Origin of the sequence: Lentzea nigeriaca (genome assembly GCF_016907955.1) — a bacterium.
Classification (GTDB): Bacteria; Actinomycetota; Actinomycetes; order Mycobacteriales; family Pseudonocardiaceae; genus Lentzea; species Lentzea nigeriaca.
In genome coordinates, this window is record NZ_JAFBCX010000001.1 from 1,166,968 (window position 1) to 1,187,587 (window position 20,620).

Sequence of the window (20,620 nt, forward strand, 5' to 3'; positions counted from 1 at the left end):
CGGGCTATTTCGCCGGGCGACGTGGAATATCCGGCTGGCGATGAACGGCGCATTTGTCACCTGAAGTGGACAAATGTGCCGTTCATCGGTTGCTCGTGTGCCGCGACAGCCGCGGCACTAGCTGATCGTGACGTGAATGGTCACGTGCACCGATCCCGCGGTTCCGGTGATCGTGCCGTTCTGCGCCTTCGGCCCTGCCTGCAGCCGCACCCTGAACGTCATCTTCTGCCCCGGCGCCAGCGTCTGGCCGCCGGTGCACGTGACGGTGCCCTTGCCGGCCGGACAGCCGACCGACCCCTCCGGGACCTTGCCCGGCCCGACCGTCTTGATCTTGTCCGGCAGGTTCAACGTCAACGTTGGCACGGTGGCCGGGGACGAGCCGGTGTTGGTGATGCCGATGTCCATCTCGTCGGGCGGGCCCTCGGTGGTCATCGCGATGCTGCTGGGTGCCTCGCCGGACAGCGTGGCGTCGCTCGGCGCGCCACCGGCGGTGGTCGTGGTCGTCGTCGGTCCGTTGGGCCCGCTCGGCACGATGATCGGCGTGGCGCCACCGGTGGAGGTTCCGCCGGTCGTGGTGCCGGAGGTCTGAGAGGAGGGCGTGGTGGTCGGCGTGACTCCGGCCGTGGCGATCGTCGACGTGGACGGCGCGGCGCCAGGGGGAGTGACGGTGGGTTCCGTGGTGACGACACCGGAACCGGCGACGACCACGACCGCCGCGGCCGAGGCGGCCACGCCGAACCACGACGTCGCGCTGATCGACACGGCCGCGCTCTTGCTCGCCGCGGCCAGGTAGCCGGCGGTGCCCGTGCCGAGCACGATGGGGGCGACGAGACCGCGCAGCGCGCCGTTGACGTCGGCCAGTTCCCTGGCGAGCGACCGGCATTCGGCGCAGTCGTCGAGGTGGGCGTCGAGTTGGATGGCCTCGCGGCCCTTGAGGCCGCCGCGGGTCCAGGCGCCGAGCTTGGTGACCGTGGTGCGGCAGCGTTCCGGTGGCTCCTGGGCGACGTGCGCCTGGAGGAACGCCTTGCGCAGGCCTTCGCGGGCGCGGAACGCCATCGCCGAGACGCCGTTCGCGGTCAGGCCCAGCAGCGGGGCGATCTCGCCGGGGGACTGGCCCTCGATCGCGGTGTGCCACAACACTGTCTGCCAGCGTTCGGGCAGCGACGCGAACGCCGTGGCCGCGAGCGCCTGGTCGAGGTCCTCCACCGCCTTGTCGCGGAACGGCACGCTCGTCGCCCGCACGGCGCCGGGGACTTCCTCGACGTTGCCGGCCAGTTCGAGCCGCTTCTCCTTGCGCGTCCGGTCGTACGCCGCGTGGCGCACCGCCGTCAGCAAGTACGGCCGGAACGCCGTGCCGGGACCGCCGCCGGTGCGCAGTGCGGCGAGCACCTTGGCGAACGCGTCGGCCACCAGGTCGTCGGCGTCGGAGGGTGAGGACGACAGCTGCATCGCGAGAAGGTTGGCGGCGCGCACGTGGCGTTCGTACAGCTTGCCGTAGGCCTCGATCTTGCCTTCGCGGACAGCATCGATCAGGTCGGCGTCCGACGGCGGTCGACCACGCTGCCCGATCAAAGAATGCCGCCTCACGTCATGCCCACCACTGATATGCGGACCCTATCGAGATGACCCAACGCGAACAATCCACGCATCCGAACCTGATGTAATAAGAAACCTTTAGGCCGGGCCTAAGTCTTGACCAACTCAGGCCGGATGGCCCTGTCGCGTTCCTACTTTCGCTGTCGTGACGGACTTCCTGACCGAGTTGCCGGTGCGCGTGGCCGTGCCGATCGAACGGCACAGCCTGCTCTCCGACCGCCGTGCCCTCGCCCTTGTCACGCCCGGCGCGGACGTGACCTGGCTGTGCCACCCCTCGCCGGACTCACCGGCGTTGTTCGCCGCGCTGCTCGGCGGCTCCGGCCACTTCTCGGTGCGGCCGCAGAAGGATCAGCTGCCGCTCGGCCAACGGTACGTACCCGGCACGATGACCGTCCAGACCCGCTGGACCGGTCTTCAGGTCACCGACCATCTCGCGGCGAACCTGGTGCGAACCGTCGAGGGACGGGTGCCCGCGGTCGTGGAGTTCGCGCCACGCCCCGACTTCGGCCGCGCGCCCGTGGTCCTGGAGCGCGTCGCCGACGGTGTCAAGGTCGCGGGAACCTCGATCGTGCTGCGATCCCCAGGTGTGGACTGGGAGATCAGCGACGGCACGGCCACCGCTGTGATCATCCCGCCCTTCGTGCTGGAACTGGAGCTCGGCGGACCGTCCGAAGTGGACACCGACTGGCTGGACTGGTCGGCGGAGCTGCGGCTGCCCGCGACCGAGCCCGCTCTGGTGCGAAGATCCGCACTCACGTTGCGCGCTCTGTGCCACCGCGACACCGGCGCCGTGCTGGCCGCCGCGACCACGTCGTTGCCCGAGCAGATCGGCGGTGTCCGCAACTGGGACTACCGCTACTGCTGGTTGCGCGACGCCGCCCTGACCGTGCAGGCGCTGGTGTCACTGGGATCCACCGCCGAGGCCGAAGCGTTTCTGGACTGGTTGCACGGCGTGCTGGAAACGGTCTCCGGCCCGGAGTCGCTGAACCCGCTCTACACCGTGCACGGCACCGCGCTCGGCCCGGAGACGGTGATCGACAGCCTCCCCGGCTACGCGGGCTCCGGTCCCGTGCGTGTCGGCAACCTCGCCGACCAGCAGGTACAGCTGGACGTCTTCGGCCCGATCACCGACCTCGTCCACGACCTGGCACTGGCACGCGGCTCGCTGGCCGGCCGCGAGTGGGACGTCGTCACCGCGATGGTGCGCGCCGTGGCGGTGCGCTGGTCCGAGCCGGACCACGGCATCTGGGAAGAACGCCACGTGCCGCGCCATCGCGTCTACTCCCGCGTGATGTGCTGGCAGACCCTCGACCGCGCCATCGCCCTGGCGTCGCGCTTCGACCGTCCGCTCGACCCGGACTGGCTCGTGCTGCGCGACAAGATCGCCGCCGATGTCCTGCAGAACGGCTGGAACCCGGATGTCGGCGCGTTCACCACCGCCTACGACGGCACCGATCTCGACGCAGCCTCGCTGCACGTGGGTCTCTCCGGCCTCCTCGACCCGTCCGACGAACGCTTCCAGGCCACGGTCGTCGCGGTCGAGGAGACGTTGCGCAGCGGGCCGACCGTCTACCGGTATCTGCGCAACGACGGCCTCCCCGGTGACGAGGGCGGGTTCCACCTGTGCACGACGTGGCTGATCGAGGCGTACCTGAAGGTCGGGCGCCGGGCCGACGCCGAGGAGCTGTTCGAGAGCTTCGTGCGGCTGACCGGGCCGACCGGGCTGTTGCCCGAGGAGTACGACCCGGTTGCCGAACGATCACTGGGCAACCACCCGCAGGCCTACTCGCACCTCGGTTTGATCCGGTGCGCGCGGCTGCTGGACGTCACCGCGACCCCGCGGCCGCCAGCTTCGCGCTGATGGGTTCGAGCTCGGTGATCAGTTCGTCGAGCTCGGCGGGAGAGAGGGACTCGTACGGCGCGGCGGCGAGGTCGTCGGTGAGGGCTTCGATGCGTTGCTGCGTCTCGCGGCCCGCGTCGGTGAACCACCCGTCGGCGTCGACGAGTCCCCGCTCGCGCAGGCCGGCCATGACCGCGGCCAGCCGTCTCTTCGGCAGGTGGTGGATGCGCCCGAACGACTCCGGCGGGTGGATGCCCTGCGCCAGCGCGGAAAGCACGTGGGCCTCCGTGCCGCCGATGCGTGCGCCGACAAGGGCGGCGATGTGCCCGTCACCGCGGTGCTCGCGCAGCATGGTCGCGGAGTGCCAGAGCCGGGCGACCGGGTCGCCCGGCACCGGCAGCGTGCGCATCCCCGCGTACATCACCCGGCCCTCGGTGGGTGCGCTCGTCGCGGCCTTCGTGGTCAGGTCGGCCGCGCGCACCAGGCCGGGGGAGCCGTCGTCGCCGAGGATCCGCCGGAGAGAGGCCGCGCTGCCCCGTTCCCGTGCGGCGACGGACGCCTCTGGCGGGATCGTCTCCCACGCGCTCGGGATGTGCCGCGCGGCCTCCCCTTCCGCGAAGTTGTAGAAGGCCGCGTGCACGACCTCCGCCGGCACCCGCCCCAACGGAGCGGCGCGGCTCGCGAAGTAGCCGTCCCAGTAGGTGCGGTGGCCGAGCGCGGTCAGCTCGTCGTTGCACTCGTCGGCGAAGAAGGTGACCAGGCAGATCGGCTCCAGGAGCTCGTGCAGGCGCCGAGCGATGTGAGTCATGGCCACCATCATGCCGATGGATCAGTGGCAGTGGCCGTCCCTGCCGAGCGTCTCCACCGGCCCCGCGCCCTTCCTGCCCCACTGCGCCGCGGGCCGACTCGTCGGTCCCCAGGTCGGTTTGCCCTCCGCGTCGGTCCGCCAGTACCAGCAGGCGTCACGGCCCTCCGGCCAGCCCTCCGGCTTGTCCTCCCACTTCTCGCCGCGGCCGTAGGGCGTCATGTCGAGCAACGCGAACGTGCCGCTGAACCGCTCGGTGCCGCGGCCGGTCGTCCGGTACGTGAGGAACACGCGGTCGCCGTCACGCAGGAAGCACGAGAAGTAGCCCATGTCGCCACCGATCGGCGCGGGCACGTCCCGCACCGAGTACCAGGGCTGCGGGTAGCCCATGAACTCGACGAACGGCTTCACCTCGTCCCACGCGCCCACGGTGAGGATGGCGAACGAGACACCGCGCGCGTGGAGATAGGCGGGGTTCGTGAGGTGCACTGGCACCCAGGTGCAGCCCTCGCACTGGCCTTGGTGCGGCGCGCCGTCCCACCACATGTGCTGGTAGACCACGAGCTCGTCGCGGCCTTCGAACAACGAGACGAACGGCACCGGGCCGTTCGCCCCGGTGACGAGCGCCTTCCCGTCCACCTCCACCATCGGCAACCGGCGGCGAGCTGCGGCGATGGCATCGCCTTCGCGCGTGTGCGCCTTCTCGCGGACCAGCAGCTCTTCCCTGGCGGCTTCCCAGGTGGCGAAGTCGACAACGGGCGGTTTCATTGGCTGTCCTCCAAGCAAGTCCGTACCGCTTACCCAGAGGGGTCGAAGCTGATTCCGCCGTTTCGACATCACGGATGACCGCGCCACAACCTCCAGGCACGCGGGCTGGCCGGCGAGTGGTGGCTGTTGGCCTCTCCGAATCTCAGGCGCACCCGTGCCCCGCCCAGCCGTCCGCGTTCGAGGTGGATCGTCCCGCCGGTGGCCTCGGCGGCCGCACGGGCGATGTCCAGCCCGAGCCCGGTCGACCCGTCGCCGCTGCTGCCGCGGTGCAACGCCGACGACGGATCCGCAACGCCGGTGCCGCCGTCCTCGACCACCAGCGTCACCCATCCGGCGTGCCGCACGACCGACACCCCGACCGGCGCGGCGGCGGGCGTGTGCCGGAAGACGTTCTCCAGCAACGCGTCCACCACGGCGCCCAGCGCGTCGGGGGACAACGGGACCCAGGCGGGCTCGCCGACGTCGATCTCGCACACCCGACCCTGGTTGGCGGCGTGCGCGGACCAGAAGGCCATCCGCGCCTCGACCACCGATGCCACGTCGCACGTGCTCGACAGCTCACCCTCGGCGGGCTGCAACGCCTGGATGATCCGGTCCACGTCATGGCCCAACGTGCTGACTGCGCTGCGAATCCGGTCGGCGACGGGCCCGGATCCCACCGCGTCGGCGTCCAGTCTCAGCGCGGCCAACGGGGTGCGCAGGCGGTGCGACACGTCCGCGATCATCTCGCGTTCCTTGGCCAGCAACTGCGAGGTCCGCTCGGACGCCTCGTTGATCGACGCGGCCAGCGCCTCCAGCTCCTGTGGCCCGCGCAGCCGCACGCGCCGTCCGCCGGACGAGGCGAGCACGCGCAAGGCCCTGATCACCGGCGTGAAAGGCCTGTGTCCCAACAGCACCGCCGCTCCCAGCGTCACCAGAGCGACACCGGCGACCAGGAACACCTCGAACGGAAACCGCACCGAACCGGGCACGACCGACACCACGGCCCCGCCAGCGGAAGTCACCGGAGAGCCACCGCCCGCACCGAGCCGAGTCCCGTCGGCGAGCACCACCGAAAGCCGTCCCTCAGCCCCGGCGGCAGTGCGCGCGATCGTTCCCCGGACGTCGTCGGGGTCGGACGAGACCGCGAGCACGGCGGCCACCACCGCCGCGTCGCGCTGATCAGCGGCGGCGACCTCGGCGGAAGCCCGGGAGAACACCAGAAACCCAGCGGTGGCAAGGAACACCACCGTCACCAGCCCCGCCGCGACGAGCAGCGCGCGGGTGACGACCGATCTCATTCCGGCGCTGCCAGCTTGAACCCGACGCCGCGGACCGTGTGCAGGTAACGAGGATGCGCCGCCGTCTCACCCAGCTTGCGCCGCAACCACGACGCGTGGACGTCGATCGTCTTGTCGTCGCCGACGTACGGATGTCCCCACACGGCCTGGATGAGCTCCCGCCGCGAGATCACCCGCCCCGGCCGTTGCGCGAGATAGGCCAGCAGGTCGAACTCCCGCCTGCTCAACGCGAGCGGACAGTCACCGAGCGTGGCGATCCGCTGGGCGAGGTCGACCGAGAGATCACCGAGGACCACGACCTCCGAGGGCGCGACCGAAGAACCACCCGTCCGGCGCAGCAGCGCGTTGATCCGCGCCGCCAGGTGTTCGGACGAGAACGGTTTCACGATGTAGTCGTCGGCCCCGGCGTTCAACGTGCTCACGACCGAGTTCTCCGCCCCGCGCGCCGTGGCCACGATGACCGGCACGTTCGACACCCCGCGCAGCATCCGCAGGGCCGCGACGCCGTCCAGATCGGGCAGCCCGAGGTCGAGAATCACCAGGTCGAGCTCGTTCGTCCCGGCCTCCCGGAGAGCCGCGACGGCGGTGCCGACGGCCTGCACGACGTGCCCGAGGTCGGTCAGCGCGTGCACGAGCGCCGCCTGCACCACCGGGTCGTCCTCGACCACCAGCACCTTCGACATACACGCAGCGTAAGCAGCGAACCCGCCGATTGGGAGAGGTGTTTCGAGCTTATCGAGATCGTGTTTCGTCCTTAAATCTCCCTTAGGGCGGACGGCCCTACCGTCTGCAGTCACACCGAACCAGGGAGTTGGCGTGGCAGAAGTCGTTCTGACGGGTCTGGGCAAGGCGTACGGCGACGGCACCCGTGCGGTCACCGACCTGAACCTCGAGATCCGCGACGGTGAGTTCCTGGTGCTCGTCGGCCCGTCGGGCTGCGGCAAGACGACGGCGCTGCGGATGATCGCCGGGCTCGAGCAGATCACCGAGGGCACGATTCGCATCGGCGAGCAGGTCGTCAACGACGTGCCGTCGCGTGACCGCGATGTGGCGATGGTGTTCCAGTCGTACGCGCTCTACCCGCACCTGAACGTGTACGACAACATCGCCTTCGGCCTGACGTTGCGCAAGCTCGCGAAGTCCGAGATCGACCACCGGGTCCGCGAGGTGGCCGAGGTCCTCGAACTGACCGAGCACCTCGACCGCAAGCCCCGCAACCTCTCCGGCGGCCAGCGGCAGCGCGTCGCGATGGGCCGTGCGATCGTGCGGGCGCCCCAGGCGTTCCTGATGGACGAGCCGCTGTCCAATCTGGACGCCAAGCTGCGCGTGCAGATGCGGGCGCAGATCGCGCGGATCCAGCGCGAGATCGGCGTGACGACCGTCTACGTGACGCACGACCAGACCGAGGCCATGACCCTCGGCGACCGCGTCGCCGTGATGAGACGCGGTGTCCTGCAGCAGGTCGGGCCGCCGCAGGAGCTCTACGACCGTCCGGTGAACCTGTTCGTCGCCGGGTTCATCGGCTCGCCGGGCATGAACCTCGTGACCGCGCGGCTCGACGAGAACGACGGCAGGTTCTGGGTGTCGCTCAACTCGGACGCCCTGCTGCTGCCGGAGTCCGTGCTGCGGCAACGGCCCGCGTTGCGGCAGTACGTCGGCCGCGAGGTCGTGGTCGGCATCAGGCCCGAGGACATGGAGGACACCGCGCTCGCCGACGCTCGCGAAGGCCAGATCCTGCACTCCGTGGCCGACCTGGTCGAAGCGATGGGCTCGGACGTCCTCGTGCACTTCCCGGTCGACGTCCCGCCCGTGGTCACCGACGACACCCGTGAGCTGGCGCGGGACGCCGGCACCGACGACCTCCCGAAGACCGCCGGCAAGGGAACCGTCCTGGTTGGACGGTTCAGCCCGCGCACCCGCATCTACGAAGGACAACCCGTCGCCGCCTGGGTGGACACGTCCCGGCTGCACTTCTTCGACCCGTCGACCGGGTCCTCGATCTGGAGGTAGGAGCTTCAATGAGGAAGCAGTTCATCGCGTTGCTCGCGTTCGCCGCGGTCGCAGGTTCGGCCGCGTGCTCGGGAGGTGCCGCGGGAATCGGCGCGGAGGACCTCAAGGGCCAGACCGTCGAGATCGTCGGCCCGTGGACGGGTGACGAGCAGAAGAACTTCGAGAAGGTGCTGGCGGCGTTCACGAGCAAGACCGGCGCCGAGGTCAAGTACACACCGGCCGGTGACGAGCTCCCGACCGTGCTGCAGACCAGAATCTCGGGCGGCACACCGCCGGGCGTCGCGCTCATCGCCCAGCCCGGCCTCGTCGCCCAGTTCGCGCGGGCCAACGCGTTGAAGCCCGTGAACGCGGACGTCGAGAAGGCCGTCACCAAGCACAACGCGGCCGTGTGGAAGCAGCTCGGCAGCGTCGACGGCAAGCTCTACGGCTTCACCTTCAAGACCGCCAACAAGTCCGCGTTCTGGTACAGCGAGAAGGCGTTCAAGCAGGTCGGCGCGACGCCGCCGGCGACGTGGGACGACCTGATCAAGACCAGCAAGGCCATCGCCGAAACGGGTCTCGCGGCCGTGTCGGTCGGCGGTGCGGACGGCTGGACGCTCACCGACTGGTTCGAGAACGTCTACCTGCGCACCGCGGGCCCGGAGAACTACGACAAGCTCGCGAAGCACGAGATCCCGTGGACCGACCCGAGCGTGCGCAAGGCGTTGGAGGAACTGGCGAAGCTCTGGGGCGACCCCACGCTGGTCGGCGGCGGCGCGCTGCAGACCGAGTTCCCCAAGTCCGTGATCAACGTGTTCGGCGACCCGTCCACCGCCGCGATGGTCTTCGAGGCCGACTTCGTGGCGAGCGTGATCACCACGAACACCAAGGCGAAGGTCGGCCAGGACGCCAAGTTCTTCCCCTTCCCGTCGGTCGCGGGCAGCAAGGAGGCCGTGGTCGCCGGTGGTGACATGGCCGTGCAGTTCAAGGACGACAAGGCGACGACCGAGCTGATGAAGTTCCTCGCCTCGCCGGAGTCCGGGGAGATCTGGGCCGGTCTCGGTGGCTTCCTCTCGCCCAACAAGGACATCAAGGAGTCGGCGTACCCCGACGACGTGACGCAGGACCTCGCCAAGCGGATCGTCGACGCGGGCGACAACGTGCGGTTCGACATGTCCGACCTGGCGCCTGCCGCGTTCGGCGGCACGAAGGGCGCGGGGGAGTGGAAGGACCTGCAGGACTTCCTCGCCGACCCGAAGAACGTCGACGGCATCATGCAGCGGCTCGAGGCCAACGCGGCGAAGGCCTACGGCAAATGAAACCCAGGAAATTCGGGCTCAGTTCGAGCGTGGACGCCGCGCCGGGGCGCTCGCCCCGGCAGGCGATCCCGTTCCTGCTCCCCGCACTGGTCGTGCTCGCGGCGCTCGTGCTGTACCCGTTGGTGTTCTCGCTGATCCGCAGCTTCTTCGACGCGAGCGGTGACGAGTTCGTCGGCCTGCGCAACTACGTCGACACGTTCACCGACCAGCGCACGCTCACCGCGTTCCGCAACAACGTGATCTGGGTGGTGGTCGCTCCGGCGGCCGTCACCGGCATCGGTCTCGTCCTCGCCGTGCTCACCGAGCGCATCAAGTGGGCGACGGCGTTCCGGCTGGTGCTGTTCATGCCGATGGCGATCTCCCTGTTCGCGTCGGGCATCATCTTCCGGCTCGTCTACGAGGAAGAACCGGACCAAGGCGTGGTCAACGCCGCTCTGGTCGGGGTGCACGACCTGTTCAGCCCGTCGTCGGCGTATCCCAAGGCGCGGCCGCGTGATGGTTACACCCCGACGGATGCGGGCTACGTGGCCACCGCCCCTTCGCGGGCCGGCGACACGATCATGGTGCCGCTGGTTGGTTTTCCGCCGCAGGACGTGCCCGCCCAGGCGCTCCCCGCGTCGCAGCCGACCTCCGGCAACGGCGAACTGCGCGGCTTGGTCTGGCTCGACGTGTCGGTCGGCGGCAAGGCGGGCAAGGTCGACCCGATCGAGCGCGGCCTGCCGGGAATCCAGCTGGAAGCGGTGCGGGACGGCAAGGTCGTGGCCCGCACCACCACCGGTGACGACGGCAGGTTCACGTTCCCGGACCTGGCCTCGGACGAGGTCGTGGTGCGGCTGCCTGAGTCGAACTTCGCGCTGCCGTTCCGCGGCCTGACGTGGCTCGGCCCGTCGCTCATCACGCCGGTGATCATCTCGTCCTGGATCTGGATCATGACCGGGTTCGCGATCACGTTCATCGCCGCCGGGCTCTCCGCGATTCCCCGTGACGCGCTGGAGGCCGCGCGGGTCGACGGTGCGACGGAGTGGCAGGTGTTCCGCCGCGTCACGATCCCGTTGCTGTCGCCGGTGTTGCTGGTGGTCTTCGTGACGCTGGTGATCAACGTGCTGAAGATCTTCGAGCTGGTGTTCGTCATCGCGCCGGGCTCGGTGCAGTCCGAGGCGAACGTGCTGGCCCTGCAGATGTGGCAGGTGTCGTTCGGCACGGGCGGCGACCAGGGTGCCGGCAGTGCGCTCGCGGTGATCCTGTTCCTGCTGGTCGCCCCGGCGATGCTGTTCAACATCCGCAGATTCCGACGGGAGCGGTCGTGACCCTGGTGGCAGAAGAGGTCCGCATCGAGGTGCCCGTGTCCGGCGCTCCGAAACGGGGCGTGGTGTCCCGGCTCGTGTCCCGCCTCGGCAACGGGTTCGTGCAACTGCTGCTCGCGCTGGTGGCGCTGTTCTGGCTGGTTCCGGTGTTCGGCCTGCTGATCGCGTCGTTGCGCGACGAGTCGGCCAACACCGCGAGCGGCTGGTGGACCGTGTTCACCAAACCCTCGGAGCTGACCCTGGACAACTACGCGGACCTCGTGGCGAACCAGGCGGTGTGGCAGTCGTTCCTCAACACCTTCTACATCGCCGTTCCCGCAACGGTTCTGGTCGTCGTGATGGCGTCGCTGGCGTCGTACGCGCTGTCGTGGATCGAGTTCCCCGGCCGCGAGACGCTCACGGTCGTGGTGGTCGGGCTGCTGGTGATGCCGATCCAGGTGGCGCTGATCCCGGTCGCCAAGCTGTTCGGCACGTTCGGGCTCTTCGGCACGATCACCGGCGTGGTGCTGTTCCACGTCGCGTTCGGTCTGCCGTTCGCCATCTTCTTGCTGCGCAACTTCTTCACCGGCATCCCGCGCGACCTGATCGAGGCCGCGCGGATGGACGGCGCGACGGAGTGGGTGATCTTCAAACGGGTGGTGCTGCCGGTGGCCAAGCCGGCGATCGCCTCGCTGACGATCTTCCAGTTCCTCTGGGTGTGGAACGACATGCTGGTGGCGCTGGTGTTCGCGGACCAGGACTCGGCGCCGATCACCGTGGCGCTGCGGGCCCAGCTGCGCCAGTTCGGCACCAACATCGACCTGCTCGCCACGGGCGCGTTCCTCTCGATGATCGTGCCGCTCGCGGTGTTCCTGGTGTTCCAGAAGTACTTCGTTCAGGGCGTACTGGCAGGGTCGACGAAATGACCGCCGTCGCGCTGCGGGACGTGAGCCTCGTCTACCCCGGCGGCACGGTCGCCGTGAAGGACGTCAGCCTCTCCGTGGCCGACGGCGAGTTCGTCGTGCTGCTCGGCCCGTCCGGCTGCGGCAAGTCGAGCATTCTGCGCATGGTCGCGGGCCTGCAACGCCCGACCCGCGGCCAGGTCGTCCTCGACGGCACCCCCGCGGACGACGTGCCCGCCCGCTCGCGCGGCGTGTCGATGGTGTTCCAGGACTTCGCGTTGTACCCGCACCTGACCGTGGGGGACAACATCGGTTTCCCGCTGGACGTCAGCGGTTGTCCCCGTCCGGAGCGCACCGAGCGGATCGCCGAGGTGGCGGACGCGTTCGGTATCGGGGACCTGCTGGAACGTCGTCCTGCGGAGTTGTCCGGCGGACAACGACAGCGCGCGGCCATGGCACGGGCGATCGTGCGCGGCCCCCGCGTGCTGCTGATGGACGAGCCTCTGTCCAATTTGGACGCCGTGCTGCGTTCCGGTCTGCGAGCGGAGATCGTCGGCCTGGCGCGTTCGCTGGGTCTGACGGTGTTGTACGTGACGCACGACCAGATCGAAGCGCAGACGATGGCCGACCGGATCGCGGTGCTGCGCAACGGTGTCCTGGAGGACGAGGGCCTGCCCGACGAGGTCTACCGGCACCCCGCGACCATGCACGTGGCCGCGTTCCTCGGCAGCCCCAGGATGAGCCTGTTCAAGGCTTTCGTGCAGGTCGTCGCCGACAGCCACGTCGCCCTGCACGTCGGCGGCCAGGTGATCGACCTGCCGTGGCCGGACATGCGCGCCCGTGCCGTCGCCCACTACGACGGCGAGGACATCGCGGTGGGCGCGAGAACCGAGGCGCTGCGCCCCGCCGCACCCGGCTCGTCGGGATCGGTGCTCACGGGCCAGGTGCGCCACCTGGAACACCACGGCCACGAGACGCTGGTGTCGGTCGACGTCGGCGCGTGGGGCGTGGAACCGACGGGCCTGCACGAACTGCGCACCGGTGAGCTCGTGCTGCGGGTGCGGCCGGACGCGCGGCCCGTGCGGGGCGAGCACGTGGGCGTGCACCTGTGCCTGGAGCAGCTGCACTTCTTCGACCTGGCCAATGGGCGGCGGATAGGGCCTCGCGGCCGCCGCCGCTGAAAGTGGGGGTGTGAAGGCCGGTTGTGCTGGTCGCGCAACCGGCCTTCACTTGGACAACGCCGCAGCCAGCTCGCCCGCCGTCCTCCCGCACCGCGGACGTGTCGTACCGGTCGCACTCCGCCAACGCCCGCACCCGCAAATCCCGAGCCTCCGCAGGCAGCGTCAGCGAGTTCCGAGCGCCACCATCAGCGGGGAAGGGAAGTCCCCGGGATCAACGCGCCGGTGGCGAAGCACGCCACGACGAGCGTCGCCGCCGTCCAGAACGCCGCGCCGGCGCCTGAACCGAGGTACACGCTGCCGAGCAACGCCACTCCCAGCGTGCCGCCGAGCTGCTGCACGGCGTTGAGCAGACCGGCGGCTGAGCCGACCTCCTGCGGGCGCACCACGTTCAGCGCCGCGGTGAAGAACGACGAGGTGAACAAGCCGACCCCCGAGCCGACGACGAGCAACGCGACGAGCCGCGGCACAGGGCCTTCGACCGCTCCCAGCAGCCCGGCCAGCACCGCCACCAGCCCGGCGAACATGACTCGGATGCCGTACCGCGGCACGAGATGCGCCCCCGCGATCCACGACGAGACGGCGAGGCCGATCGACCAGGGCAGCAACGTCAGTCCCGCCGCCAGCGCGTCACCGCCCTCACCCAGCTGCCGCTGCAGCACGACCACCAGCGACACCCCGGTGGTGACGCAGAAGAACAACGTGGACGTGAGCAGCGCGGCCGGGAACACCCGGCGGGTGAACAGGCTGACCTCCACCAGCGACGTCCGGCCGCGTGCCGCCGAAACCCGTTGGTGCACCGCGAAAACAACGCAGACGACCGCACCCGCGGCGACGGACAGCCAGCCCCACGCCGTCAGGTGGATCGACTCGACCAACGGGTAGATGATCAGCCCGATGCCGATGGCGGCCAGCAGCGTTCCCGCGGGATCGAGGCCAGGCCTGCGCGGCGCCCTGTCCTCGGCGAGCTTCGGCGCGATCGTCAGAACCAGCACGGACAAGGGCACGTTGACCAGGAACACCGACCTCCACGACGACCCGAACAGGTCCGCGTGGGTCAGCACACCGCCGAGCACCGGGCCGAGCACCGCCGACAGTCCCATGACGGGCCCGATGGTGCCCAGCGCCCTGGACAGCTCGGGACCGGCGAACAGCGCCCTGATCAAGCCGATGACCTGCGGGATGATCAACGCGGCCGCCGCACCCTGCACAGCGCGGAACGTGATCAGCACTCCCGCCGACCACGCGAGCGAACAGGCCACCGACGCGAGCGCGAAACCGGTGACGCCGGCCGTGAAGACCCGTTTGCGCCCCCAGATGTCGCCCAGCCTGCCGCCGGTGATCAGCAGCACCGCGAACGGCAGCGTGTACGCGGCGCTGAACCACTGGATGTCCGACGCGCGACCGCCCAGGTCCGCGTGCATCGCCGGCGCCGCGACCTGCACGATGGTGGCGTCCACCAGGTTCATGGCCTCGGCGGTCAGCAACGCGCTGAGAGCGAGCCGGCGGTGGGCCGCCGCAACGGTCTCCTGCATGGAAAATCCCTTCGCTGATGATGTTCGGGCACCAGCGTCGGGACTGTGACGGCGTGGGTTCCAGCCAACGCCGGGACTTTGCGGATTCCTTCCACGCGAGGCCTTCTGCGTGTGGATTTCCCTCATCCGTGATCAGGAAGGTCGTGCCGGACCCGCTGTCTTGAGCGTCCTCAGCAAGGGCGCCGTCTCGAGGGAAAGGATGCCGGCCAGCGCACCGAGCTCGTGCGTCAGATATCGGTGCAGGTCGGCGGGATCCGCGCACACCGCGGTCGCCACGAGGTTCGCCTGGCCCGTGGTGGACGCGAGGAACGCCAGCTCGACGTGCTCGGACAGCGCCGTCGCCACGTCGTGCAGGTACGAGGGCGTGACGGACATCCACAGCATCGCCTGGGTCATGGTGCCGAAGAACGCCGGATCCACCTCGACGTCGAAGAAGATCGCCCCGCTGACCTGCAGGTCGGCGAGCCGGCGCGCGACGGTCGGCGGTGACCACCCGGTGGCCGATGCCAGCTGCGTGAGGCTCGCCCTGCCGTCGTGCCGCAGCGCGGCCACCAGATCGCCCGCGGCGGCGAGCGCTTCCCGCGCGGTCGGCGCCTCTTCCGGATCCGGCAGCTCCACGCCGAGCGACGACTGCTGCTCCTCGGTCAGCGTGCTCGCCCTGCGCCGCCACCCGATGCGGCCGCCCACGTACATGTGCAGCAGGCACTGCGCGGACACCGACGAGATGGTCGACATCCGCGGAACGTCCCGCAGCAGCAACGAAGGCGCGCCACCCGCGGTGTCCGATCGGACGATGGTGATGATCTCGGTGCCACCCGACGCCAGCTTCACCCAGGCCGTGTCCTCCCGGCGCACCAGCGCGTCCGCGAGCCGTTGTGCCGTCTGCGGACTGGCCGTCAGCCGCACCAGCCACTGCGACCACCCCGCCGGTTCCGGGTTCGGCAGGCCGACCACCCGCAGGGCGGCCTGGGCGCGCAGGCGCTGGTAGTGCCTGGCGACCGTCTGCGGCGAGGTGTCCAGCGTCGTGGCGATCTTGCTGAACGGCGCCCGCGCGTCGATCTGCAGCGCGTGGATCAGTCCCCGGTCGATGCGGTCCAGCATCAGTCACGCACGCGCAGCACGGACGGTTCGCCGCGTTCGAGCGCGCCGACGTGGTCGGCGACGTTGAACGCGTCACTCAGCGTCTCGTTCCTGTCGAGCCGCTCGATCACCCCGTGCTCGGCGTTCTTGATCGCCAGCGCGGCGTCGAGGAGGGACTCGGCGCGCCGCGGGTCGACCACGACGAGGCCTTCGTCGTCGGCCAGCACCAGGTCGCCGGGGTTGACCACGACCCCGCCGCACGTCACGGGCACCTGGAGCTCCCCGAGCTGCGTCGCGGTGCCGGCGCGGGGCGTCACGAACCGGCTGTAGACGGGAAGCGCGCAGGTCTTCACGTAGCCCATGTCGCGGTAGCCACCGTCCACGACGATGCCGCCCAGCGACCGCACCAGCGCCGCCCGTGCGAACATCTCGCCGCCCAGAGCGGTCTCGCGCGCGCCGCCGTCGACGACGATCACGGCACCGGGCTCGGCCGTCTCGACCGCGCGCAGCACGGCCAGGAAGTCTTCCCGGCACCGGACCGTGAACGCGGGCCCGCAGATCCTCCTCGTCGCGGAACGGGCGCGGATCGCGCTGTGCATGACCCTCGTGGTCCGGTCCGCGTCGCAGATGGCGGTCGTGTCGACGGCGAGAAACCGTTGGAGCAGTTCGTGGTTCATTCGGCCTGGTTCCCTCGTGTTCGGCGAGCCGGAGATCAGCAGGAACGATCGCACACGCGGTTCCCGTTGGGGTGACTGAGGATGTAGAAGGGAAACCGTGCAGTCACGGGTTCGCGGGCACGTCGTCAGGTTTGCCGGATGGCTCGTGTGTGTGATCGGCGGTTTCGGCGGTCTTGTCGCATACGGCGTGGCACAGCAGCCAGCGAGCGTGCCGACCAAGCTGTTGTGGGTAGGCGTGGGAATGACGGGCGTGGCGACGTTCATCGGCGGCCGACGCCTGGTCGTCCGCGCCCGGCGGCACCTGGCCGACGTCCTCGGCTCCGCCGACCAGCTCGAGTCCGGTTCGTTCGTGCTCTACCTCAGAACCTTCGACGACGACGCGGCGCGACGAGCCACCCAGCACACGCATCTGTGGGACGCGGGCGGCCTGCTCCGCCTGTTCTTCCTCTCCGGCAGGACGCAGGAGGAGCAACTCGCGGTGGCCCTGCGTCCAGCGGGTGCTCTGGTGGCGGTCGGCCGCCCCGGCGAGGACCTGCCGGAGGTGGGCGCGCTCCGGCTGTACCTGCCCGACGACGCCTGGCAGACCGCGGTCCTCGACCTGATGCGGCGGGCGCGGCTCGTCGTGCTGGCCGTGGGCGGTGGCCAGGGCCTGCTGTGGGAGCTGAGCCGGGCCGTCGAACACGTCGCACCACACCGGCTGGTGCTGTTCGTGGATCTGCTCCCGGACGGCTACGCCGAGTTCCGCGCCGCGGCCGCCGGTGTTCTGCCGCAGCTGCCGGACCACCCGCTCACGAGCCCGTTCGTCATCCTGTTCGACACCGGCTGGACGCCCGCGGTCGCCCTGCCCGCTCGTCGTTCCGGACTGGAACGCCGCAACCAGCTCGCAGCGGACCTCACCGAGGTGCTGGGGCCCGTTTTCCACCGGTTGAACGCGCGCGACTAACCGACGGCGCACACTGGAGCCGTGGACAGGAAGGCGGTTCACGACGACATCGAGCGCACGCGGGCGACGTTCCGCGCGCTGCTGGACAGCGCCACGAACGACCAGCTCCGCCGCCGCTCGAACGGCACGCTCTGGACCAATCGGCAGCTGCTGTTCCACATGCTGCTCGGGTTCCTCGTCATGCGCGCCCTGCTGGCCCTCGCGCGCGTCGTCGCCGCGTTGCCGGACTGGGTGGGCCGAGGCTGGGCGCGGGTGCTGAACGCGGGCACGAAACCCTTCGACACCGTCAACTTCGCGGGCTCCTGGCTCGGCGGCAGCGTCATGCCGCGCGCGGCGATGGTCGCCCTGTTCGACCGCACCGCCGCGGACCTGCACCGTCGCCTCGACCGGGAGGACGACCGCAGTCTGGCACGGGGCATGCCGTACCCGACGCGGTGGGATCCGTTCTTCCGCGAGTTCATGACGGTGGCCGACCTCTACCGCTTCCCGGTGCAGCACTTCGACTTCCACCGCGACCAGCTTTCGCTGGGCTGACCGATTCCTTCAGCGGCCGCTCGGAGTCTGTTGTTTCAGGAAGCTGTTCCACGAAAAAAGGGGTAGTCGGTGTCCGACCTGAAAGCACACGCCGAGCTGCTGCGCGACCTCCACCACGGCAAGATGCTCGTGCTGCCTAACGCCTGGGACGAGCCCAGCGCCCACCTCGTCACCGAGATGGGTTTCCCGGTCGTGGCGACCTCGAGCGCCGCCGTCGCCGAGACGCTCGGCCACCGTGACGGCGAAAACGCGCCCTGGCAGGAGATGTTCGCGGCCGCCGCCCGGATAGCCGCCGCCGTGCCGGTCCCGGTGACGGTGGACGCGGAGGCGGGCTACGGCCTGGAGCCGGACGAGTTCGTGGCCCGGTTGCTCGAGGCCGGTGCCGTCGGCTGCAACCTGGAGGACACCGATCACCGGGCGGGCGGCCTGGTCGACGCGGCGGCGCAGGCCGACCGGCTCGCCGGGGTGCGCGCGGCCGCCGACGCCGCCGGGGTTCCGATCGTCATCAACGCCAGGATCGACGTCTTCCTGCCGTCCAGCCCGATTCCGGAGCCCGACCGGCTCGGCGAGGCCGTGCGGCGCAGTCGTCTCTACCGGGACGCGGGCGCGGACTGCGTTTACCCGATCGGCGGCTCGACGCGCGACACGCTCACCCGGCTGGTCGCCGACGGACCGGTCAACGGCAACACCACCGACTCGCTGGACCTGCACGCGTTGCGGGAGCTGGGCGTGGCACGGGTGTCCTACGGCCCGCGGTTCTACCGGGGAGGTCTGGCCGCCATGCGGGACGCTCTGGAAAAGCTCGCGAGTTAGTGGTGCGACTTGGAACGTTGGCGAGGTAATTCACGCTCAGCAGGGCACCTCGCGGCACCGCCCCCACGCCCCCGTACAACCAGTACGAAGGCGTGGGGGCTGCACCACGATGTCACCCGTCTGACCGCAAATTCCCCGGGCACCATTCCGCGCCACACCACTGGTAGAGCGTCGCAGCTATCTCTTGGGATGTGATAGTGAGAGTGATGCCGGCAGGCAGCCGCGTTTCGATCATGAAGATCGCGCTCTCCTGGCTGCCAGCTGCACGGTTGGCAGCAGTTGGAGTGATCAGCGAACGTTTGCGTCAGCATTTCTCTACCGCCATCTCGGCAGCGGACGTGCATGAGAACGCGACCATCCGGGCTTTCGGAGACGAGCACCAGACCGCCCCTGCCCGACTCAACGGAGCACAACCAAGCCGCGACGCTCTACTAGCGATTCCTTTCGCCGGTCGCCGGAGTCCAATGAGAAGGTGACGACGAGGAGGGTGCCGTGACGTCCGTGGCCAGCGTGCCGCTGCACGACGAGTTCGAACTGGTGCGCGACGGACTGCTCGCGCACTGCTACCGCATGACGGGCTCCTACCAGGACGCCGAGGACGCCGTCCAGGAGACCTACCTGCGGGCGGTGCGCGGCGTGGCCGGTTTCGAGGGCCGGTCCTCGCTCAGGACCTGGCTCTACCGCATCGCGACCAACACGTGTGTCACCGCGCTCAGTCACCGGAGCCGGCGGGTGCTCCCCGCCGGCCTCGGCACACCGGCGACGGACCCCGGCGTCCGCGTCTACTCCGACGAGTCCATCGCCTGGCTCGAACCGCTGCCCGACGCCGTGCTGCACCACGACGAGCCGGGCGAGACGGTCGTGCTGCGCGAGTCGGTGCGGCTCGCGCTGATCGCGGCCCTGCAGTACCTGCCGGTGCGGCAACGCGCGGCGCTGCTGCTGCGCGAGGTCCTCTCGTGGTCCGCCGCCGAGATCGCCGAGACGCTCGACGTGAGCGTCCCCGCCGTGAAGAGCCTCCTGCAACGGGCCCGTCGGCGCCTCGACGAACTGGACCTGACAGGCCTCCGGCCGGAGCCACCGGACCTGGAGATCGAGCGCGCCCTGCTCGACCGCTACGTCACCGCGTTCGAGGCGGGCGACTCCGCCGCCATCCGCGCCGTCATCCACGACGACTTCAGCCTCGAAGCCGTGCCGCATCCGGTGTGGTTCAAGGGCGTGCACGTCTGCATCCCCTTCCTGGAACGCGTTTTCGCCTCTCCCGGCTGGAAAGTCCGGCTGCTGCCGACCCGCGCCAACGGCCAGCCCGCCCTGGCCGGCTACGACAGCGCGCTGCGAGCCGAATGCCTGTGGGTGCTCACCGTCGTCGACGGCCGCTTCGCCGGCGCGACGAAGTTCGAGAACCCCGCCCTGGTCACGGCCGCCGGTCTGCCTGCCCGACTCCCGGCGTGACGTGCCAGCCGGTGATGGCGATGACCTCGCTCGCGACCTCGGCGACGGTCTTGCCGCCGGTCGGCACGCGAACCACCCACGGAGGTGCGTTCGCCTTCAGGTGCTGGGCGGCGGCGGTCCCGCGGGTCACGTGCGCCTCGTACTGGCTGCCCGTCTCCCGCACGCTCAACCGCCGGTCGGCGATGTCGTTCGCGGCGGTCAGCAGAACGCCGACCACCTCCGCGTTTCCGCCCATCGCGTCGACGACGAGGTCGCGTTCCAGCACGCTGACGGTGTTGGTGTAGATGAGCCGCCGGTAGCCGAGTGCCGCGTAGTTCGCCCAGAGCGACGCCAGATTCCTCCTGGTCATCTCCGTGCGGCTCGGATCGTCCGGTGGCGCCGGGTGGGCCTGGTCGAGGAAGTCGCCCTCGATGAAGCAGTGCGCCACGGACGCTTCCTGCAACTTCGCCGAGATCTCCCAGGCGACCGTCGACTTCCCGACGCCGGACCGGCCGCCGATCAGCAACACCGAGAACCGTTCGTCCTGCATGCGAACCCCCTTGAGTCAGTGTGCGACCGCACAGGAAACAGAGTTGCGGCATCCCCGAGCCGAACGTTTACCTGATGGGCATGAAGACCTGCGGACGAGC

At 69.9% G+C, this 20,620-nt stretch carries 18 protein-coding genes and 1 pseudogene; 10 read left to right on the forward strand and 9 right to left on the reverse strand.

What is annotated here, in order from left to right:
• Window positions 1-117: 117 nt before the first annotated feature.
• On the reverse strand, window positions 118-1,587 hold the full coding sequence (locus JOD27_RS45835) for a sigma-70 family RNA polymerase sigma factor (RefSeq protein WP_204760799.1): 1,470 nt from the start codon (window positions 1,585-1,587) through the stop codon (window positions 118-120).
• 190 nt (window positions 1,588-1,777) lie between these two features.
• Between JOD27_RS45835 and JOD27_RS04675 the strand changes: the two are divergent.
• Window positions 1,778-3,457: pseudogene (locus JOD27_RS04675) on the forward strand (glycoside hydrolase family 15 protein); the annotation flags it as partial.
• Here JOD27_RS04675 and JOD27_RS04680 read toward each other — a convergent pair.
• The 4 genes from JOD27_RS04680 to JOD27_RS04695 all read right to left on the reverse strand — a co-directional run bounded on the left by JOD27_RS04680 (window position 3,423) and on the right by JOD27_RS04695 (window position 6,972).
• Window positions 3,423-4,244, reverse strand: coding sequence for an SCO6745 family protein (locus JOD27_RS04680; protein WP_204760801.1), 822 nt, complete (start codon window positions 4,242-4,244; stop codon window positions 3,423-3,425). The pseudogene JOD27_RS04675 and the gene JOD27_RS04680 sit on opposite strands and share 35 nt — an antisense overlap.
• Before the next feature lie 21 nt (window positions 4,245-4,265).
• A complete protein-coding gene (locus tag JOD27_RS04685; protein ID WP_239566317.1) occupies window positions 4,266-5,009 on the reverse strand; it encodes a DUF899 family protein in 744 nt (247 codons plus the stop codon).
• Window positions 5,010-5,077: 68 nt separating this feature from the next.
• Window positions 5,078-6,289 carry a sensor histidine kinase gene (locus JOD27_RS04690; protein ID WP_204760803.1) on the reverse strand — a complete coding sequence of 404 codons (1,212 nt, stop codon included), beginning with the start codon at window positions 6,287-6,289 and terminating at the stop codon, window positions 5,078-5,080.
• A complete protein-coding gene (locus tag JOD27_RS04695; protein WP_189255405.1) occupies window positions 6,286-6,972 on the reverse strand; it encodes a response regulator transcription factor in 687 nt (228 codons plus the stop codon). Before JOD27_RS04695 ends, JOD27_RS04690 begins: the two co-directional genes overlap by 4 nt.
• Window positions 6,973-7,105: 133 nt before the next feature.
• Between JOD27_RS04695 and JOD27_RS04700 the strand changes: the two genes are divergently transcribed.
• The 5 genes from JOD27_RS04700 to JOD27_RS04720 are packed head-to-tail and all read left to right on the forward strand — an operon-like array spanning window position 7,106 to window position 12,963.
• Window positions 7,106-8,299, forward strand: coding sequence for an ABC transporter ATP-binding protein (locus JOD27_RS04700; protein ID WP_204760804.1), 1,194 nt, complete (start codon window positions 7,106-7,108; stop codon window positions 8,297-8,299).
• A gap of 8 nt (window positions 8,300-8,307) precedes the next feature.
• Window positions 8,308-9,597, forward strand: a complete 1,290-nt coding sequence (locus tag JOD27_RS04705; protein ID WP_204760805.1) for an ABC transporter substrate-binding protein — start codon at window positions 8,308-8,310, stop codon at window positions 9,595-9,597.
• Entirely contained in the window at window positions 9,594-10,904 is a 1,311-nt protein-coding gene (locus tag JOD27_RS04710; RefSeq protein WP_204760806.1) for a carbohydrate ABC transporter permease, read from the forward strand. Before JOD27_RS04705 ends, JOD27_RS04710 begins: the two co-directional genes overlap by 4 nt.
• Window positions 10,901-11,806 (forward strand): carbohydrate ABC transporter permease, encoded by a 906-nt coding sequence (locus tag JOD27_RS04715; RefSeq protein ID WP_204760807.1) that lies wholly within the window; start codon window positions 10,901-10,903, stop codon window positions 11,804-11,806. Before JOD27_RS04710 ends, JOD27_RS04715 begins: the two co-directional genes overlap by 4 nt.
• Window positions 11,803-12,963: an ABC transporter ATP-binding protein gene (locus JOD27_RS04720; protein WP_204760808.1), complete on the forward strand. Its 1,161-nt coding sequence runs from the start codon at window positions 11,803-11,805 to the stop codon at window positions 12,961-12,963. The genes JOD27_RS04715 and JOD27_RS04720 overlap by 4 nt, the downstream gene beginning before the upstream one ends.
• A 185-nt stretch (window positions 12,964-13,148) precedes the next feature.
• On the opposite strand, the gene JOD27_RS04725 is transcribed toward JOD27_RS04720, so the two are convergent.
• The 3 genes from JOD27_RS04725 to JOD27_RS04735 all read right to left on the reverse strand — a co-directional run bounded on the left by JOD27_RS04725 (window position 13,149) and on the right by JOD27_RS04735 (window position 16,252).
• Entirely contained in the window at window positions 13,149-14,495 is a 1,347-nt protein-coding gene (locus tag JOD27_RS04725; RefSeq protein ID WP_204760809.1) for an MFS transporter, read from the reverse strand.
• Window positions 14,496-14,627: 132 nt separating this feature from the next.
• A complete protein-coding gene (locus JOD27_RS04730; protein ID WP_204760810.1) occupies window positions 14,628-15,596 on the reverse strand; it encodes an Lrp/AsnC family transcriptional regulator in 969 nt (322 codons plus the stop codon).
• Window positions 15,596-16,252, reverse strand: coding sequence for an RraA family protein (locus JOD27_RS04735; protein ID WP_204760811.1), 657 nt, complete (start codon window positions 16,250-16,252; stop codon window positions 15,596-15,598). Before JOD27_RS04735 ends, JOD27_RS04730 begins: the two co-directional genes overlap by 1 nt.
• A 208-nt stretch (window positions 16,253-16,460) precedes the next feature.
• Here JOD27_RS04735 and JOD27_RS04740 point away from each other — a divergent pair, with 208 nt between their 5' ends.
• The 4 genes from JOD27_RS04740 (at window position 16,461) to JOD27_RS04755 (ending at window position 19,991) form a co-directional block, all read left to right on the forward strand.
• Window positions 16,461-17,195 carry a hypothetical protein gene (locus JOD27_RS04740; protein WP_204760812.1) on the forward strand — a complete coding sequence of 245 codons (735 nt, stop codon included), beginning with the start codon at window positions 16,461-16,463 and terminating at the stop codon, window positions 17,193-17,195.
• A 21-nt stretch (window positions 17,196-17,216) separates the two neighbouring features.
• A complete protein-coding gene (locus tag JOD27_RS04745; RefSeq protein ID WP_204760813.1) occupies window positions 17,217-17,729 on the forward strand; it encodes a DinB family protein in 513 nt (170 codons plus the stop codon).
• Window positions 17,730-17,798: 69 nt separating this feature from the next.
• Window positions 17,799-18,542, forward strand: a complete 744-nt coding sequence (locus JOD27_RS04750; RefSeq protein ID WP_204760814.1) for an isocitrate lyase/PEP mutase family protein — start codon at window positions 17,799-17,801, stop codon at window positions 18,540-18,542.
• Window positions 18,543-19,034: 492 nt separating this feature from the next.
• Window positions 19,035-19,991, forward strand: a complete 957-nt coding sequence (locus JOD27_RS04755; protein ID WP_204760815.1) for an RNA polymerase subunit sigma-70 — start codon at window positions 19,035-19,037, stop codon at window positions 19,989-19,991.
• Here JOD27_RS04755 and JOD27_RS04760 read toward each other — a convergent pair.
• Window positions 19,954-20,520, reverse strand: a complete 567-nt coding sequence (locus tag JOD27_RS04760; RefSeq protein ID WP_204760816.1) for a DEAD/DEAH box helicase family protein — start codon at window positions 20,518-20,520, stop codon at window positions 19,954-19,956. The two genes, JOD27_RS04755 and JOD27_RS04760, sit on opposite strands and share 38 nt — an antisense overlap.
• Window positions 20,521-20,620 lie beyond the last annotated feature (100 nt).